Origin of the sequence: Reinekea blandensis MED297 (assembly GCF_000153185.1) — a bacterium.
Classification (GTDB): domain Bacteria; phylum Pseudomonadota; class Gammaproteobacteria; order Pseudomonadales; family Natronospirillaceae; genus Reinekea; species Reinekea blandensis.
Genome location: NZ_CH724149.1, coordinates 427,764 through 444,437, shown reverse-complemented (window position 1 = coordinate 444,437; position 16,674 = coordinate 427,764). Strand labels below are relative to the sequence as shown.

The window sequence follows — 16,674 nt, the reverse complement described above, 5'->3', positions numbered from 1 at the left end:
ACCGGAACGGTAGGGTACAGAATGAAAGGACGTGGCAATTCGGTGACTGCCCGCTATTTCACCGCTATCCCCATATCCTCAAGGCGCATCAGGATATCCAGCCGTCGCTCACGCTTAACTTGCTGCCAGTGACACTGCTCCTGCGCGCCAATCATGGCGTAGAGCAGATTCAAGCTGACCGGGACGCCGGCTTCAGCCATTGCCCGGTACAGTTCAAATGGGTCACTGGCCAGAAAGCGTTCTGTATCGACTATGCCGATCTCCGCCAGCATGGCCTGACTTTTCTGACCCAGACCCATCAAGCTGCTAAGCGCTGCCATATAGCCCTTCGATTTCCCGCTGGTACTGCTCAGCGATGTTTTTACGCCGTACCTTCATCGTCGCTGTCACTTCACCATCATCGTGATCGAGTTCTTTGGGTAACAGATAGAACGTTTTAATCTGCTCGACCCGTGCCAACTGGGTGTTGGCTTTTTCAACTTCTTCCGCGATCAGCTCGCGGACCTCTGGCAATTGCGTCAGAGATTTAAACGTGGTGTAACTGACATTATGTTGCTCGGCCCAGGTTGGCACGGAGTCCGGGTCGATCTGCAGCAGTGCTGTGACATAAGGCCGTTGATCAGCAATAACAATGCATTCTTTGATAAAGGCCGACGCCTTTACGGTGTTTTCAATCAGGCTCGGTGACAGATTTTTACCGGCGGCATTGATCATGATGTCTTTCTTGCGATCGACAATACTGAAGGAGCCATCGGTATGTGCTTTGGCGATGTCGCCGGTATGCAGCCAACCGTCCTCAATGGTTTCAGCGGTGGCTTCTTCATTCTTGTAATAGCCTTTAAAGATAATGCCTCCTTTAACCAGCAACTCACCGTCTTCAGCGACTTTACAGTCCACACCGGTGCAGGGCTGCCCGACACGGCCTTCGGAGTTCATGTGCCACGGTTGAATGGTGGCCGCGCCGGTGGTTTCGGTCATCCCGAAGATCTCACAAATACGAATGCCCATGCCACGCATTTGCGACAACAACGAGGGCGAAATCGGCGCTGCAGCGGTCATGGCAAAGCGGCATCGCGCCAGCCCGAGATAGGCACGCAAATGTTGATACACCACAGCATTCCAAAAGGCATAGCTGAGCTTTTGCGATACCGACCAATTGACCGGCAGCACCTCGCCCAGGTCCCGGGCTTTGTCCATGGCACGCAGAATCAGCCAGCCGCGCAGCTTGCCACTGCGTGACGCTAACACGCTGATTTCGGCTTGCATCTTCTCCCAGATCCGAGGGACACCAAAGAATACGTCCGGAGAGATTTCCTGCAGATCGGTCCGGATGGTACGCAAGCTTTCGCCGAAGTTTATCGTGACCCGGTTGATCATCAGGTTCAGCGTCGACATGGCCTGTTCGGCTATGTGACACAACGGCAAATAGCTGAGCAGGTTAAGTCCGGGTTCCGTTTCGATGGCGTCACGAATCACCAGCATTTCGTGCCACATATTGCGATAGGAAATCATGGCGGCTTTCGGCGGTCCGGTTGAGCCACTGGTAAAAACGATGAGCGCGGTGTCGTCCGGCTGTTGTTGGTCATGACGTTCGTTGACGCAGTCACGTTCCGTTTGCAAACGCTGCGCGCCCGACTCCTGAAGCGAGGCCAGCGTGATCAGCTTATCGTGGTCGTAGTTGTTTAGCCCTTTGGGATCAAAAACGATGATGTGTTTCAGCAACGGCAGTTGGTCTTCAATCGCCAAGACCTTATCGACCTGCTCCTGATCCTCGCAGAACACCATGGTGCAATCCGCGCTTTTCAGCAGGTAGACCACTTCGTTTGATGGACTGGTCGGGTAAACCCCGCAGACCACACCGCCCATGAAATTGACCCCAAGTTGGGCGAGCACCCATTCCTCGCAGTTTTCCGCGATAATGCCAATATGACTGCCGCGATCCCCGCCCAGTTCAATCAAGCCGGCGGCGATAGCCTGAGTGACATTGAGGAAATCCTGCCAGGTCTGCTGTTGCCAGATACCGTGTTTTTTCTGCCGCAGGGCAATGTCGTCCGGGTAGGCTTGCGCATTCATCTGCAGCATCTGCGTCAGGCTGTAATACGATTCCATCTTGGTTCCTCAGTTCAACCAGCGCTTACGTCGCTTATAGTGTTTAACATCCCGGAACGACTTTTCACCGTCTGCGTCGCCCATGCCCAGATAAAACGTCTGAATGTCTTCGTTGGCTTTCAACTCGTCGATCCGACCTTCCAACACCACCTTGCCATTTTCGACAATGTAGCCCTGATGCGATACCGAAAACGCAGCGCGGGCGTTTTGCTCCACCAGCAACATACTGACGTTCTGTTCCCGGTTGATTCGCGCGATGATGGCAAAGATTTCATCCACCATCTTCGGGGCCAGGCCCAGTGACGGTTCATCGAGCAGAATCAACTTGGGTTCCGCAATTAAGGCGCGCGCCATGGCCAGCATTTGCTGCTCGCCACCTGACAGCAGACCGGCCAGCTGCCGCGACCGTTCCTGAAGCCGTGGGAAATAGGTATACACCTGATCGATTCCCTGTCCTGCCTTGCGACCGGTTAAGGCATAGGTCGCCGCTTTCAGGTTATCTTCCACCGACATCTCGGCAAATATCCGCCGCCCCTCACGCACGTGAACCAGGCCTTTACGCGCTAAAAGATGCGGCTTTACCTGCCGCACGGAGTGACCGTCGAAGATAATATCGCCATCTTCAATGTGGCCGTTTTCCAGCGGTAAAAGCCCGGAGGCCGCTTTCAGCACCGTGGTCTTACCGGCACCGTTGGCGCCCAGCAAGGCTGTTACCTCACCGGGCTTGACCGAGATAGAAAACCCTTTCAACACCTGCACAGCGTGATGGTAGTTCACGTTGATGTTGTTAATCTGAAGCATTCAATCGTCCTGTTTTATTGTTATTGGGCGGACTTTGAGTCGGCCAACTTTCGACTCAGGTTTCGATCCAATCAGAAACCGGGGTAAAGAGTTTGGACTCGGCGCTGTAGCGATACACCCGTCCCTGCCCGATCTTGTGTTCAGCCAGCGAAACCGGTTTACCGAAAAAGCCGCGGGTATCCCAATCGTTAATGGCACGCATAGACGCCATCAGGTTGTCGGCGGTAATAGGCTTGTCGGCTTCGATGGTCATCTCCATCGACTTCTTCCAGATCAACAGGTTGATGTAAGCTTCCAGTGCCCAGGTGACGATATAACCGGGGAAATCCGGATTCTGGTTTTTCTTCCAGGCATTCACTTCCTGGTAGTAAGGCGCGTCTTCCATGTCGTAGAAATAGCGGTACGGCATAACGCCCTGGTAACCATCGAGGAACGGGCCGGCTTGATCGGTGACGCGGTCGGCGACGACCTTTTCCATGCCCCAGAAGGTACCCATGAACTGAGTGGGCAACCCAAAGGCGCGAGCGGCGCCAATCAATTGCGGCCAAACGCCGGTGACATAACCCTGCAGGATGGCGTACTCCGGGTTGGCCTGAGCCAGCTTAGTTACATGCGATTCAATGTCAGCCCCGGCTGTTTTGGTGACTTCTTCCAACACAATCCGAAGACCCAGGGCTTCACAGATTTTGCGTGCATGCGGAATCGGGTCGCGACCAAATTCGGAGTCGGAATAAATCAACGCGACGGTTTCACCGCCTTTGTCAGCGATGTCGCGCAGCAGTATTTCCACCTGGTCCTGATAACTCGGCCCGGCCATAAACTGGTAGGGTCGTTTGGCTGGATCGGCGAGTGACGAAGCAAAGGATGTGGACATCATCATGACCGCTTTGTCACCGGTCAGCGACGGCCCCACCAGTTCCATAAAACCGGTTGAATCACCAAAGTAACCGTGCAGCGGTCCACCGGCCAAAGCGCGTTCAAAGTTCGCTAACGCATTTTTTGGAATGTAGCCGGAATCTTCGACTTCAATTTTCATCGGTTTGCCACCAATGCCACCGGCATCGTTCACCATCATGGTGAAATCGGTCAATGCCGGTGCCACCAGCTGACCGGCCGTAGCGAAAGGTCCGGTCATTGGTAAAGAGCCACCGACGCGCCAGACTTTTTCTTCAGCACGAACAATGGCCGGGGCAACACTGGCCGCAGTCAATGCAGCCCCCGCTTTGATAAAGGTACGACGTTTCATAGACATGAGTGTTCCCCTCTTGTTGTTATTTTGAGAATGGCCAGCGTGCAACGACGCGCCAGAATCGATCCCATATCGACACCAACCCCATGGGTTCGAAAATCAGAAACAGAATAATGATCAGTCCGAAAACGATGTCCCGAATCGAACTGAAATGAATCAACGCGCGACCATCGCCGCCGGTTGCCCAACCACTGACAATCTTGAGCATTTCCGGAATCAGCAAGATCAGCAAGGTTCCGAACACCGGACCGAGCGTGCGGCCCATGCCGCCGGCGATCAGACACACCACCAGCGTGATCGACAGGTTCAGGCTGAAGTCTTCTGGCAGAATGGCCGGGAAGAAGTAGGCCCACAACGACCCCGCCGCGCCACAATAGGCGGCCGAAATAGCAAAGCTCTTAAGCTTGTAGGCGTACAACGAAATGCCCAGAATTTCAGCGGAGTGGTCGTTATCACGAATGCCGATGAGCGCCCGGCCAAATCGGGTACGAAACAGATTCTGCGCAAACAGCACCATCGCCAAACAGATCGGGATAATGAAGTAGTATTTTTGTGTGTTACTGAGCATTTCCTGCCCGAAGAACATCGCATTCGGCGTTTCGATGCCCTGACGTCCCCCCGTCCAGGGAGCGGCCCAATCCTGTCGGATAAAAAACAGAATGATGAAATTTGCCGACAGTGTGGCAACGGCCAGATACAGACCCTTCACCCGCAACGATGGCAGCCCGAACAGAAACCCGAAGCCTGCGGCCACGACAATGGACACCAGCAACGTAATCAACGGGAACAGATGCTCAACATACTGATGCAGAATAACCGTGGTATAGGCACCGACCGCAAAAAAGGCACCATGGCCAAGCGACATCAACCCGGTGTAGCCCACCAGCACATTAACCCCGGTCACCGCAATCACGTAAATCGCAATCTGACCGGCTAACAGCAAAACGTAGTTATCGGCAAACAACGGCAGGACAAGCAAAAAGACGACCGCCAGCACAAACCCGTATCGTTTCGCCCAGTTGTTCCACAGGCTTTCATCGGCGGCGTAAGACGTTTTAAAGTTTCCGGTAATCATATCCGCTCAATCTCCGCCTGACCCATGAGCCCGTTCGGTCGCCAGAGGATGACCAGCAACACCAGAACGTACGGCACAATTTCGGCGTACTCGCCACCAAACTGCCATTGCGTAAAGGCTTCAAAAATTCCGATGATCATCGACGCGATGAACACACCGGCAAAGGAATCCAGCCCGCCCATCAACACCACGGCCAACACCGACAAGCCAAACAAACCGAGCGTTGGTGAGAGACCGTTTCGGCTGGCCAGAATGGCGCCGGCAATGGCGCCGGTCGTCGCTGCCACGACCCAGGCGGTGGTAAAGACCGCAGGGACATTAATGCCCATGGCATAAGCCGTCGATTGATCTTCTGCTGTGGCACGCACCGCCACGCCGGAACGGGTATAACGCAACACCAGCATCAAACCGATAAACAGAATCAACGCGATGACAAAGTTAACCACCGAAGAACTGAACAGGAACACCTGCGAGTCGAAAACAGTAAAACGAATCGGGAAGTTTGGACCCAGCGGTGGCACCTGATCGATGTCGGCCGACCAGATCAAACTGGCGCTGCCTTCCAACACCCAAATTAACCCAACCGTACAAAGAATCATCGACAGGCTGCTTTGCCCAAGCAACGGTCGCATAAACGCACGCTCGATAAAGACCGCCAACAACGCATTACAGACGATTGAACCCACCAGGCCTAAGACAATTCTGGGCAGGTTACTGACCCAGGCCGCGATAGCCGCCTTGGGTGAAAACATGGCCGCCCCTTCTTTGTAAGCCAGCAGCCATTCCGGTTCCCATTTCGCAACCCAGTCCGGCATAAACTCCGCACCCGGCAAAATCACCGCAAAGGTAAAATAAAAATAGGCGCCGAACATAATGACGTGACCGTGCGCAAAACTGACCACTTTGGTCGACTTAAAAATTGAGACGATACCGACCGCAATGAGTGCGTAGAGCGCTCCGTTCATGATGCCATTGAGTAAGTACTGAATGACCTGCGCCATCACGCCACCTCCGTTTCGCTGCTGCCCAGATAGGCTTCAATCACCTGCGGGTTTTGCTGAACGTCGGCGGGAGCACCTGTGGCAATCTGCTTCCCAAAGTTCAGCACCACGACCTGATCGGAAATGTCCATCACCATGCCCATGTCGTGTTCGACCAACAAAATGGTGGTACCCCACTGCTCCTGAATGTCGAGAATGAACCGCGCGATGTCTTCGGTTTCTTCGCGGTTCATGCCCGCCACCGGTTCATCGAGCATCAGCAGTTTGGGCTTCATGGCCAGTGCACGCGCCAGTTCGACACGCTTCTGTAAGCCATAGGGCAACGCCGCGACCGGCGCTTTGCGGATGTGGTCCAGCTCCAGAAAATCGATGATGTCGCGCTCAATTTCTTCGCGAAAGGTGATCTCTTCTTGCTGTGCTTTGCCGTAATACCAGCCGCCGCTGAAGAACCCGGTTTTCAGTTTGGTGTGGCCACCCAGCTTGATGTTGTCGAGCACCGACATGCCCCGGAACAATGCCAGGTTCTGAAAGGTTCGGGACATACCGCGACGCGCCCGTCGGTCTGGCCGTTCACGGGTGATGTCATCGCCTTCAAACAGAATGGCGCCGCTTTGCGGCTGATAAAACCCGGAAATGATATTGAACAGGCTGGTTTTGCCCGCCCCGTTGGGTCCGATGATGGAGGTGATTTCGCCTTCACGCGCTGTAAAACTCAAATCAACGAGTGCACGAATGCCACCAAAGCTCAAACTTGCGTTTGATACGGTCAGCATTGATTGTTTACTCTCTGTTCCGGCAGCGACCATCCGATCGCTCATGTTATTTTTGTTTTTTGCCTTAGCCTCTGTTCAACCTGACCTCTAAACGGGTCATCAATTGAACAGACAGCAACCATACTAGACATGGTTTCTACAGAGGGTCAACAGAAATGGACCTCAGACCAAAGTCTAAGGTCCGCCTGAAACGGGTTACCTTTCGAGCAGCCTGAGCGCGCTCTGAACGTCTTCCAGTCGCCAGGCTTGAAGGCCTTCAGGCCAGTTAGCTTCCAGCCTGGTCACGCGTTGACGCAACTGATCAACTCGCTCAGCGCGATCCGGTATGGCTTCGTAAATTTCTGCCAACGACACATAGATTTCGCCCAGTACCCAGGCACTGATTTGTGCCTCCCGTTCATCAAGCAGCCGTTCTAACTGCAATGCTGCGTCATAAGGCGCGTTATTATGGCGAAGGTCGTACAGAGCGACATCCCGGGTGGTTCGGGCAACCAGATCGGCCGGACTGCAATTGGCGCAGTAATCGGTCGGCTGTGAATAAAACAGATAATGCTCCAACAGATAACGCGAAAGCTGAATGCTGTCGTCATAATCCAGAGCGACATCCATCAGCCACAGACAATAGGGCACCAGATGCACGTCATCGGGCTTGGCCTCAATGGCGCGATAGCAGCTTTTATAGAACACACGATTGGCCTTAACGACACTGCGGTCGTCACCGCAACAGCGTTTTTCACTGGCCCACAATGCCTGCACATCGTCCCAACTTGTCAGCGGCTCGGCGTCTACACGATTGAACCAATCGGGCTGCACGGCGGCGCGGGTAAACTCGGTGGACTCCTGAATGATCTCTGGTTCAGGATCGGAACAGGCCACCAGCAAAAGTGCCAGCACCCAAGGTAAAACGCGAAACATCACTATCTCCTGAGGTTCATCAATCGTCTCTGAGGAAGCGCACACCCACCCCATCACCGTCCAGTCGCTCGACTCGCATGGTGACATCGGCAAGATGCCCACCTTTGACCAGTCGGGCCGTCAACCGCTGACCCTTTTGCAATTGATGGTCTTGAGTGACGTGCAACAGCGCCCCGCTTTCGGATATGTTCACGCAAGCACACTGAATGTGTTCACCGGCTTCGTTGGTCACTGTAAGTGGAATTTCAATCTGTTTGTAGCGTGGGGCTCGGGGATCCATGAATGGCTCATTGACTGCATACAACCTTGGTCATTAAAACGGATTCCAATGGCGGGGTCACTATCGAAATCGACCCAGCGGAACCAGTTCACATTTTCCCGGTTTCAACCGGTTCCGTGATCAGTGCCTGATAAAGCGACGCGCTGATCTCATGGCGGAGATCTGCTTCTACCCGTTGCAGAGCGGCGCGAATCTTATCAGCAAGTCGGGCGCCGCCCGGCGTCAGGCAGACCGCTCGGGTTTTAACACTTTGTGGCGCAAACTCTGTACGGACCCAACCTTGGCGCTCGCAAGAGGCCACGCCTCTGGATACCGCCGCCTTATCAACTTCGAGAACGCGGGCAAGGTCGGTCAGGGATACGGGGGAGCGATCTTGAATGGCCAACAACAACGCATGCTGTCCCCGGCGCAAACCCAACGGCCGCAGATGCTGATCCAGCCGCCGGTTTAAGCGCTGATTCAATCGTGCCAACTGAACACTGGCGAGAAAGGACTCTTCATTTAGACCCATTGCGCTCGATGCTCCTCAATAAAACGGGTCAATGAGATGGGGGATCGTTGAATCAGTGTCGGTAGCGCATCACTGTAACCGTCGGCCTTGCCCAGTCGGGCAACGCTGTAGATAACGCCGGTGACGAGGGCATAACCCAAAGGATTGCCCTGTCGCCACGTCCGCCACAGATAACGCAACAGGCCCGGCTGTGAGTACACAATCGTCCGCCCAAGTACCTGTGACAACAACGCCGCGACTTCATCGTAACGGTACGCCTGAGAGCCGGTTAACTCGTAACTGCGGTCCTCATGTCCCGGTTCAGTCAACACCACCGCCGCCGCCAAGGCGATGTCACGGGCATCAATAAAGTTGGTCGCGCCACGACCCGCAGGCATAAAGAGCTCGTCATGCTCACGAATGTCCTGCGCATGCTGTTGCGTCAGATTCTGCATAAAGAAGCTGGGCTGCAAAAAGGTATAAGGCAAATCCAGTTCTCTGATGATGGCTTCGATTTTTGCGTGCGGCGTCCAGGGGTTACGGGCCGCACCCTGCAACGACAAAAACACCACCTGTTTGATCCCCTTCTGCTGACAGGCTTCCAAAAACGGGCGCATGTCCTTCTCCGGTTTGGCCAGCGCCGGCGGCCTGACCAAAAAGACACGATCAATCCCGAACAGAGCGGCGTCAAACGTTGATGGGTCGAGAAAGTTTAAGCGACGGTCATTGCTGAGCGTTGGTTTGGATACTCCGCGAAAAAACACGCAAGAACGCTCAGTCAGTTCTCGACACAGCAACCCACCCACATTACCGGTCGCACCGGTTACCAGAATCATTGGAACCTCCTCTGCCAAAAAAACTTAGTTGATACATCAACTAAGTGACAGACTAGCAGCCATACGCAACACCAGGATGCGCTAGATCAGGTAACAGCGAGATTCCGAAAAACCTACCACAGTGCCGGATTAGCAAAGGGTTCAACGCATTGTGGGCGCTCGGTACACTGAGGGATAGTACCGCCCTGCAACGATTGCCCTTGCCACCCGAACGGCATAGACAGCGTAAGCGGCGCTTGTAACAGCGTCTCCGAGAGTGGCTGAAAGCCAAACCGGCCGTAGTAAGCCGGGTCACCGTAAGTGAGGGCGACCTGAGCGCCCTGCTCGGCAAGCACGGTTAAGCCATAGCGGATCAGCGTCTGCCCTACCCCCTGACGCTGGAAATCGGTGCGAACAGCCACCGGAGCCAACAGATAAACGCCGGCCAGGGACGGGTACTCCAGCCGGGAAAAGAAGATGGCGCCCACCAACGCATCGTCGTGGTAATGACCAAAGCACCAAACCCGATCCTGATCGACCAGCGGCACCAATCCAGCAGTTAAGTCGGCGACCAGAGCACCTTCATGCTCGTCTTCGGCGATGGTAAAGGCTGTACGGAACAGCTCCGTAAACAGCGCTTTATCCGGGTGAGCAATCGCGATGGATGCCATAACGAGCCTCCTCAGGTGGACAGAATCGGACCAGTATACGCCTTGTCTGCAGACAAAAAGGGGCTGTCTGCGTACAATCGCGACGTTTTTCCAGGCAACTGACGTTCATGACCCAACCACTGATCCGTTTAGACAAGGTCTCGCTGACCCGAGGCGGCCAACCGGTACTGACCGATGTCTCGCTGACGATTCGGGAGTCCCGGATCGGCATTATCGGTTACAACGGCTCCGGAAAAAGCAGCCTGCTGCGTTTGCTTTGTGGACTGTTAACGCCCGACAGCGGCGAACTGACGGTGCACGGTCTGGATACCCGCGACCACCAGAAAACCCTGTTTAAAACCGCCGGTCTGATTTTCCAGAACCCGGATCATCAGTTGATTTTCCCCACGGTCATCGAAGAGCTGTGCTTTGGACTGCGCAACCTCGGCTGCAGCAAAGCGGACGCGATCGCGCAGGCTGAACAGATCCTGCAGCGCTATCAGCGTGAACACTGGCGGGACCGTCCGGTGGCATCCTTATCCGAAGGTCAGAAACAACTGCTGTGCATTCTGTCGGTACTGCTGATGGAACCGTCGGTCTTGCTGTTCGACGAACCTTACTCCGCACTGGACTATCCAACTCGCCACCAACTGGCGCGGGTCATTTACGACCTGCCGCAACAGGCGATCATGGTCAGCCATGAGCCCAATAGCTTTGTCGGCTTTGATCGGGTGATCTGGCTTGATCAGGGAGCGATTCGTATGGACGGAACTCCCGACGACGTTCTGCCGGCCTACGAGGCGGCCGCTCTGGCCATTGAGGCACTATGATCAGCCTGTATCTGGAACAGCCTACCTGGCTACACGCCGTTCGCGCCAGCCACAAACTGCTGGCTCTGGCGCTGATCACGCTGGTGATGATGCCCTTTGCCGACCTGTTACTCTGGGCCCTTGCCCTGTTCGCCACGCTCTCGTTATACGCCACACTGGGACGCCCCGCCTGGGCACAGCTAAAAAGCTATCGGCCGATGCTGTGGATGTTTACGATTCTGTTTTTTCTGCAATGGTGGCTGGCCAGCTGGCAACTGGGGTTACTGGTGGTCTTGCGCATGAGCACATTGATTCTGCTGGCCAATGCCGTGACCATTACCTCAACCTTGGACGACATTACCGAGGTATTTCTGTGGCTGATGCGCCCACTTAGAAAACTGGGCATCGCGACTGAAAACCTCGCCTTTGCGATGTCGCTTTGTATACGCTTTATACCGATTCTGATTGCCATCTTAAACGCACTGCTGGACGCCTGGCGCTTGCGCGGCGGAGGCAAACACTACTGGCGGGTGATCGCCCCAATGGTGATACAATCGCTCGTTTTTTCACAGCACGTCGCCGATGCCATCAACGCACGCGGCGGGCTTCCCAAGCAATGACAACAACACGGTTTACCTTATGAGTTCAAAAGCCTTTCAGTTTAAAACCCTGGACATTGTTCAGATTGCCCTCTTTGCCGCCATCATGGCCGCACTGGGTTTGATTCCGAAAATTGACATCACCGCCAACCTGCCGATTACCGCGCAGTCGATGGGCGTGATGCTGGCCGGCATCATCATCGGCAAACGCAATGGCTTTTTTGCCATCTTTGTTTTCACCTTGCTGGCCCTGGCAGGTCTGCCGCTGTTGGCCGGCGGTCGTGGCGGACTCGGTCTACTGGGCACCGGCACGGCTGGGTTCATCATTGGTTACCCAATCGCCACCTTCGCGACCGGACTGATTTTTGAAATGATGAAAAAACTGAGCTTACCGGTGGCGACCTTTCTCGGGTCAGTTCTGGGTGGCATTGTTGTGCTGTACGCCATTGGCGTTCCCGGCCTGGCCTTGAACACCAGCTTGTCATTGGCCGATGCCACCGTTGCCATGCTGCCGTTTATCCCGGGTGATTTGATTAAAGCGGTGCTCACCACACTGATCGTCATGTCAATTGCGCGAGGGTTACCGGAGCAGTTCGCACATCGCCGATAATCCATTGATCGACAGGCTGGGCATCATTGCACAGCCTGTATCGCTTGAACCACCTCATCTAACACCACCGCTTCCTGATCGAGATGGATGGCATGCGTGCTGTTCTCAACCACGTGAAAGTGAGCGTTTCATAAGTAAGGCAATCCTGTCGTTTTTAGGTACGCACTATAAACCTGTATTGATGGCATGCTCAGTCCGAAATAGGTTTAATAGCCGGTCACCACACAAGTTACCCATCAACCTAGCCAGACTCTTAGCGGTCATCACGAAAATCAAGATTGTATTCAACAATCAGCGAATCTCTGAAATGTAACCAGGCAAGATTCCGACAACTTCGAAAGCTAATACTGAAATGCCATTAGATTGGGCCGAAATGACGATTCCCGGGAACCGTTATAATGGATAATGTTTAAACATCGTTGATGTTTACGGAGCCAATAACATGAACCCCAAAATGTCTAAGGATTCCGTCAGCAAATCAATCTCAAGCTTTAACATGTACCGAACGCCTATCACCCTAATCGAACGACTGGCACGTATCAACGCTACCGGGAACACGCCCGGTTACAGTTGTGTTTCTCATGAGGTTCACAACATCCTTGCCCTCGATAAACATAAAACCGCTGTTGCGTATAGTGCGTTCTTCGAGTTCTGGGGTCGTGTTCATTACGATGTCAGCCATGGAAATCTGGAACTTTCAAGCACTGACTTCTTTATAACTTTTTTAGAGAACTCAGTTCAAATAGCTACTTACCTTAAGTGTACCCCGCGACAGTTCATTCGGTTGCGGATGGGTCATATGACCGACCGCCCTCATAACTCCGGACTTAGAGTGACCCGGACGGACAAAAAAGCCACCCAAAGTTTATTAAACATCAATATCAGGTTCACATTCCAATAACAGACCAGAGTTAACATCGATGGATCACTATAAGAAAGCTCGCCTTAACGATGAGTCGCGCAAAAATGACAATCAACACTGGCTAGCTGACCAATCGCAACTTCACAGTTTAAGTCCAACTGAATTGCTCGACAAAATTGCCAGGGCAATGACATTCCGGGAACTGAGCTCATCGCTCGATTTAATCGTTCGTAAAACGAACCCCTGCGAGTTGAAAAGCGAGCAATCCAAACCATTATATTCACTGTTACGTACGTTCTGGAATAGCCTATTTGATGAATGCAAAAATACAGGGTTTGATATCAAAAACATTCAGTTCATGGTGTCGCATTACCCTAACTCGATGTTATTGGATGCCTCATGCAGCACGTTAAGAGGTTCAGAAGAAGCACCAGACAAGCTTTTCCAAAATACGTACAAAGTAATTCAAGGGATGCTACCTCCGGAGATTCGTGCTCAACGAGTCAGCATATCTCAGATCCATGGCTTCCATAACCTCAGAGTAGCAATTCAGTTTACAGATTTTAAGGTATCTAACCTTTCTTAACCTTAGATACGCCACCTTAGTCAGAAAAGTAGTCTTCATATCCTCGACAAGTCCAGGAACGAAAAGCTCGCGAAAATGCACTGGCATCATTGTAGCCAAGCGACCTAGAAATATATTGAGCACTGCGCTTTTTAGTCTTAGTCAGGAAAATAGTCCGCTTCAAAAGAAAATTTGATTTTAGTTCTGAGTAACAAGTGCCTTCCAATGCCAGCTTTCGCTTTAAACTCGCTACGCTCATCCCTAACTGTTCAGCCACAGCATCAATACGAACTTTTACAGGATAATGAGCTTCCTGAAAAATCAGCTCAACCCGGCTCGCAACGGTACAACTATGAACTTTTTGCTGCTGACATTCCAACAATGGCAATATATTAGGTACGATCGCCTCGCTTGGCTGGTACACTTTTAAAGCAAGAAAATCGGACGGAACAACAACACTGTAATGACCGCTTACAACGGCGATCGGGCACTTAAAATAGTTCAGAAACGGCTCAAGTTGACCAACGTGATCTCCTATTTCAATAGTCGTTAGCGCAACCTTTTCTGGAAAACGATGATTGGTGACTTGAGCAGATATAACCAAAAAGTCAGCCAGTATTTTGAAGAACAGGATTGGACGCAACTCTACTGGAACAAAATCAGAAAACATAAAGTTGACATAAAAATGCCTACCCTTCGGCTGAACCCTCAAATTAACGGCATCAGTAATCAAAGACGTAAACTGAAGAACCGTGTTTAAACCAGACCCGATAGATCGGCTATTTTGCAAAACCTGACCGATAACACCATAATCTGAAATGTGTGATAACTCCGCGAGTTTCAATGGTAGTTCTATGTTTGGTGTCAACATTACCATCTGTTGCCAACAGGATAGGTAAGAAACCAGCGGGCAATACCCATCGACACAGTTTTCCGCTTCCAGTCCATCAGGTAGCCTAATGCCTGTTAACTTGTAATAGTTTTCAACAAGCGTCTTAATTTTTTGCTCTCTGATATAATTTTTCATTTTACAACCAATGGAAAAACCAACTTCAACAGAGTTACCATTACAGCTTATGTACGGTAAGGCAGCAGCTAAAATAGCCGTTAAAAGATCTAACCTGGTACTCTACATGCAACGTTTCCAGTGTCCGCCAGTCGCTCGCTCTAAACTGGAAATCGCTACAATCTATTATAAAACGCTGTTGAGTCCAGCAGAACATAGTAATGCTGATGGACGTAGATAGTCCCGATACTAAAAATTCACATTGATTCATAGCAAGCGCATCAGAATCAACAAATTTTAGTACTGAACTCCAGAACTCAACAAGTACTAAGTAGGCCTCGGACGCCTGTGTATCCTTCAGCAAACAAACACTGTTTTGGCGAATCATCAGACAGGGCTGTTCCTGATTTCCGCTGAAAATCTCCAATCTCGCTAATCGCTCTAAAACGGAAAGCGAACTCTCTCGAAAGACCGAATCAACGCGACTCATCGTAACCCATACCCAAACACCTGGCGCTCCATCAAAGGCACTAGACAAGTGCCAAACCACTTTCCAATTTAAAGACATCCATATAGGAGTCCTATAGCCAAAATAGAGAAATGATTTATCTTTTTGGGTCAAAGCAATGTCTTTGCAAAGTTACCTCAGTAAAAATAGTGAGCTCCGACTATGTCAGCTTCAAATTGGCAACAATGTAAGGCCTTTCACTATCGACCTCGAGACGTTTCATAGGACTATTTGATTCGACGTCTTCAAACAGACGAAGCAGATCACCGGGATTTACCGATATCCGTATTTGGATACCCGGCGGACTAACGAACCATACGAGTCATCACCCCGTTTTGGCGGCTGTGGTAAGTTTCAAAGAAGAATTGATTTTCAGCCGGCTCATCAAAACGAATAGCTACCGCCCGATGCTGTGGATGTTTACGATTCGGTTTTTTCTGCAATGGTGGCTGGCCAGCTGGCAACTGGGGGTAATAGTGGTTTTGCGTATGATCACATTGATTCTGTTGGCGAATGCGGTGACCATCACCTCCACTCTGGACGACATTACCGAGATGTTTCTGTGGCTAATGTGCCCACATAGAAAACTGGGCAGCGCAACTGAAAACCTCGCCTTTGCGATGTCGCTTTGTATTCACTTTATACCGATTCTGATTGCCATCTTAAACACACTGCTGGACGCCCGCCGTTTACGCATCAACGATAGACCACTTATTGACAGACTGGGCATCATTGCACAGCCTTGATCGCTTGAACCACCTCATCTAACACCACCGCTTCCTGATCGAGATGGATGGCATGCGTGCTGTTCTCAACCACGTGAAAGTGAGCGTTTGGTGCGTCCTTTAACCAATCGCGGTGACACTCAATCCAGGTTTGGTTATCCCGTTTCAGTAACGATTCAGGTGCCTCGGTGAACTGAAAATAGGGATCAGTATCCGGATGAAACCAGGACGTCAGATGGTCACAAACCAAGATGGCGTTATACAAGCCGTCCTTTAACGGTTGCGCCGCATCCAGTTCAAGTGATTGATAAAACGCCGCCTGCTCCTGACGTTCAGCCTCGGTCTCATCCGGGTCCGGTCGCGTGCTTAACGACTGCCAGTAAGCTCGCTGTGTATCGGTTCGGTAAGCTAACGTTCGCGATTCGAACGTTGCGTCACTGCCATCCACAAAGACCAATGCGGCTACCTTTTCTGGCCAACAATGGCTGTAGTGTTTGATTAAAAACCCGCCAAAAGAATGGCCAACCAACACATAGGGCGCAGGCAGGTTCCGTTCCGATAGCAGTTGCGCTAGATCGTCGGTAATGGTCGCCCGGGTTTTCGGAATCGGTGCAAAATCTGACTGACCCAACCCGGCCCGATCGTAAATCAGCGTCGTGACATTCGGGCATTGTTCCGCTAAACGATCCTGTATTGCGACCCAGTCGGTGCTGTCACAGGTCATACCCGATTCAAAAATCACCGTCGGACCCTGCGAGCCTTTTTGTCGGTAGGCAAGTTGTCTGCCATCACGCAATGTCAGTTTGGATCTCATTGATGTGTTTCCTATATT

Annotated in this window: 18 protein-coding genes, 1 tRNA gene and 1 pseudogene; 5 read left to right on the top strand and 15 right to left on the bottom strand. The window is 52.1% G+C overall.

Annotation, left to right across the window (positions count from 1 at the left end; translation table 11 throughout):
• Positions 1–53 precede the first annotated feature (53 nt).
• The 12 genes from MED297_RS02015 to MED297_RS01960 form a co-directional block, all read right to left on the bottom strand.
• Positions 54–320 (bottom strand): TfoX/Sxy family DNA transformation protein, encoded by a 267-nt coding sequence (locus MED297_RS02015; RefSeq protein ID WP_008041901.1) that lies wholly within the window; start codon positions 318–320, stop codon positions 54–56.
• Entirely contained in the window at positions 307–2,109 is a 1,803-nt protein-coding gene (locus tag MED297_RS02010) for an AMP-dependent synthetase/ligase (RefSeq protein WP_008041891.1), read from the bottom strand. The genes MED297_RS02015 and MED297_RS02010 overlap by 14 nt, the downstream gene beginning before the upstream one ends.
• Positions 2,110–2,118: 9 nt before the next feature.
• Entirely contained in the window at positions 2,119–2,910 is a 792-nt protein-coding gene (locus MED297_RS02005; RefSeq protein WP_008041888.1) for an ABC transporter ATP-binding protein, read from the bottom strand.
• Positions 2,911–2,965: 55 nt separating this feature from the next.
• Positions 2,966–4,162, bottom strand: a complete 1,197-nt coding sequence (locus tag MED297_RS02000; protein ID WP_008041886.1) for an ABC transporter substrate-binding protein — start codon at positions 4,160–4,162, stop codon at positions 2,966–2,968.
• A 19-nt stretch (positions 4,163–4,181) separates the two neighbouring features.
• Positions 4,182–5,234 carry a branched-chain amino acid ABC transporter permease gene (locus MED297_RS01995; protein WP_008041883.1) on the bottom strand — a complete coding sequence of 351 codons (1,053 nt, stop codon included), beginning with the start codon at positions 5,232–5,234 and terminating at the stop codon, positions 4,182–4,184.
• Positions 5,231–6,235, bottom strand: a complete 1,005-nt coding sequence (locus tag MED297_RS01990) for a branched-chain amino acid ABC transporter permease (RefSeq protein ID WP_008041881.1) — start codon at positions 6,233–6,235, stop codon at positions 5,231–5,233. Before MED297_RS01990 ends, MED297_RS01995 begins: the two co-directional genes overlap by 4 nt.
• Positions 6,235–7,053 carry an ABC transporter ATP-binding protein gene (locus MED297_RS01985; protein ID WP_008041880.1) on the bottom strand — a complete coding sequence of 273 codons (819 nt, stop codon included), beginning with the start codon at positions 7,051–7,053 and terminating at the stop codon, positions 6,235–6,237. The genes MED297_RS01990 and MED297_RS01985 overlap by 1 nt, the downstream gene beginning before the upstream one ends.
• A gap of 150 nt (positions 7,054–7,203) precedes the next feature.
• Positions 7,204–7,923, bottom strand: a complete 720-nt coding sequence (locus MED297_RS01980) for a hypothetical protein (protein WP_008041879.1) — start codon at positions 7,921–7,923, stop codon at positions 7,204–7,206.
• 19 nt (positions 7,924–7,942) lie between these two features.
• A complete protein-coding gene (locus MED297_RS01975) occupies positions 7,943–8,203 on the bottom strand; it encodes a PilZ domain-containing protein (RefSeq protein ID WP_008041878.1) in 261 nt (86 codons plus the stop codon).
• 88 nt (positions 8,204–8,291) lie between these two features.
• A complete protein-coding gene (locus MED297_RS01970) occupies positions 8,292–8,714 on the bottom strand; it encodes a MarR family winged helix-turn-helix transcriptional regulator (protein ID WP_008041877.1) in 423 nt (140 codons plus the stop codon).
• Positions 8,705–9,529, bottom strand: a complete 825-nt coding sequence (locus tag MED297_RS01965) for an SDR family oxidoreductase (protein ID WP_008041876.1) — start codon at positions 9,527–9,529, stop codon at positions 8,705–8,707. The genes MED297_RS01970 and MED297_RS01965 overlap by 10 nt, the downstream gene beginning before the upstream one ends.
• A 113-nt stretch (positions 9,530–9,642) precedes the next feature.
• Entirely contained in the window at positions 9,643–10,179 is a 537-nt protein-coding gene (locus tag MED297_RS01960; RefSeq protein WP_008041875.1) for a GNAT family N-acetyltransferase, read from the bottom strand.
• A gap of 107 nt (positions 10,180–10,286) precedes the next feature.
• Between MED297_RS01960 and MED297_RS22690 the strand changes: the two are divergent.
• A pseudogene (locus MED297_RS22690) lies at positions 10,287–10,808 on the top strand (energy-coupling factor ABC transporter ATP-binding protein); the annotation flags it as partial.
• A gap of 87 nt (positions 10,809–10,895) precedes the next feature.
• Here MED297_RS22690 and MED297_RS22000 read toward each other — a convergent pair.
• Positions 10,896–10,992 (bottom strand) — tRNA-Thr (locus tag MED297_RS22000).
• Here MED297_RS22000 and MED297_RS01950 point away from each other — a divergent pair.
• The 3 genes from MED297_RS01950 (at position 10,985) to MED297_RS01935 (ending at position 13,624) form a co-directional block, all read left to right on the top strand.
• Entirely contained in the window at positions 10,985–11,587 is a 603-nt protein-coding gene (locus tag MED297_RS01950) for an energy-coupling factor transporter transmembrane component T family protein (RefSeq protein ID WP_008041872.1), read from the top strand. The two genes, MED297_RS22000 and MED297_RS01950, sit on opposite strands and share 8 nt — an antisense overlap.
• Positions 11,588–11,606: 19 nt before the next feature.
• Entirely contained in the window at positions 11,607–12,176 is a 570-nt protein-coding gene (locus MED297_RS01945) for a biotin transporter BioY (protein WP_008041871.1), read from the top strand.
• A gap of 920 nt (positions 12,177–13,096) precedes the next feature.
• A complete protein-coding gene (locus MED297_RS01935) occupies positions 13,097–13,624 on the top strand; it encodes a hypothetical protein (RefSeq protein WP_008041866.1) in 528 nt (175 codons plus the stop codon).
• A 16-nt stretch (positions 13,625–13,640) separates the two neighbouring features.
• On the opposite strand, the gene MED297_RS01930 is transcribed toward MED297_RS01935, so the two are convergent.
• A complete protein-coding gene (locus tag MED297_RS01930) occupies positions 13,641–14,630 on the bottom strand; it encodes a helix-turn-helix domain-containing protein (protein WP_008041864.1) in 990 nt (329 codons plus the stop codon).
• A gap of 894 nt (positions 14,631–15,524) precedes the next feature.
• Here MED297_RS01930 and MED297_RS01920 point away from each other — a divergent pair.
• On the top strand, positions 15,525–15,863 hold the full coding sequence (locus MED297_RS01920) for a CbiQ family ECF transporter T component (protein ID WP_154650818.1): 339 nt from the start codon (positions 15,525–15,527) through the stop codon (positions 15,861–15,863).
• On the opposite strand, the gene MED297_RS20965 is transcribed toward MED297_RS01920, so the two are convergent.
• Entirely contained in the window at positions 15,847–16,656 is an 810-nt protein-coding gene (locus MED297_RS20965) for an alpha/beta fold hydrolase (RefSeq protein WP_008041854.1), read from the bottom strand. The genes MED297_RS01920 and MED297_RS20965 overlap by 17 nt on opposite strands.
• Positions 16,657–16,674: the final 18 nt, after the last annotated feature.